General features: G+C 70.9%; 1 pseudogene. It reads right to left on the bottom strand.

From position 1 onward, the window contains the following. Window positions 1-1,366 (bottom strand): annotated as a pseudogene (locus A5771_RS23460) (hypothetical protein); the annotation flags it as partial.

Genomic DNA, 1,366 nt, shown 5'->3' with positions numbered 1-1,366 from the left:
CCGAAGATGCCGCCACCGGGGTTGCCGCCGAAGATGCCGCCACCGGGTTTGCCGCCGCCGAAGATGCCGCCACCGGGGTTGCCGCCGAGTTTGGGCAACGAAGGCGCGCTGGGTGCGGGCAGTGCGGGCAGCGATGGCGCTTGCGGTGCTGGAAACGCCGGTAGTGCCGGGGCTTTGGGTGCCGGCAGCCAGGGCATCGCGGGTGCCTGGGGAGCGGGAAGGCTGGCCGGTGGGCCTGACTTCGGCAGCTGGGCCGGGAGATTCGGCAGCTGGAATCCCGGGTTGGGGCTGACCGCCGGTGCGTCGGGCAGCTTGACCGGCAGGTCCGGCAGCTGCACGCCGGGGCCGGGGTTGACGGCCGGTGGGTCCGGCAGCTTGATCGGCGCATCGGGCAGCTTGACCGGCGGGTCCGGCAGTTGAACTGGTGGGTTGGGCTTGATGACCGGCGGGTCGGGCAGTTGAACTGGTGGGTTGGGCTTGATGACCGGCGGGTCGGGCAGTTGAACCGGTGGGTTGGGCTTGATGACCGGCGGGATCGGCTTGATCACGGGCGGTTGCGGTTTGACCACCGGCGGGTCGGGTTTGATCACGGGCGGAGTCGGAATCTCCACCGGTGGGTTGGGCTTGATGACCGGCGGGATCGGTTTGATCACCGGCGGCTGCGGTTTGACCACGGGTGGAGTCGGAATCTCCACCGGCGGCAGCGGTTTGACCACGGGTGGAGTCGGGATCTCCACCGGCGGCAGCGGTTTGGCCACCGGCGGGTCCGGCGTGACCACCGGTGGGGTCGGAATCTCCAGCGGCGGTGCAGGCAGCGTGCTGGGCGGTGTGGGAGCGGCCGCCAGCTTCGCGGGCAGCCCGAGCAGGAAAGAGAGATCAGGCAGAGCCGTTGAGACCGGCCGGATCGCAGGTGTCCAGTGCTGCGCCGGCAGCGGAGCCGAGGTGAAGGTGAAGGGGTTCGCGACGGGCACAACCGGGGACGGCGTATGCGACGGGGGGCCGAACACCGGGGGTGCCGACACGTCCGGCGGCGGCGGAATCGGAACCGACACCGGCGCCACCGGCGGCATGTCTAGCGGCGGCAGCGGCAGCACGTCCGGCTGGTTTCTCGCCACCGGGGGCTCGACGTACGGCTGCAGGGCGGGCTCCTGCAGCTTCGGCGGTTCGAGCGGGAAACTCAGTACCCGGCCGATTTCCGGCCGCAACGCGACCAGGTTGGGTGTGATGTCCAGCGCCATCGACACCATCAGCGCCGAGGCCGCAGCGAAGCCGGCCGAGGCCAGCACCGTGCCGGCGACCAGCAGCGGCCGCCTGGCCGGCGCAGCCACCGGTTCGATGAGTTCGGTTGCGGCGTCGGCATCTTCGT

Source organism: Mycolicibacter sinensis (assembly GCF_001667375.1).
In the GTDB taxonomy this organism is placed as follows: Bacteria; Actinomycetota; Actinomycetes; order Mycobacteriales; family Mycobacteriaceae; genus Mycobacterium; species Mycobacterium sinense_A.
Note: the sequence above shows the minus strand (reverse complement) of the source record. Positions and strands in the feature narration are given on the sequence as shown.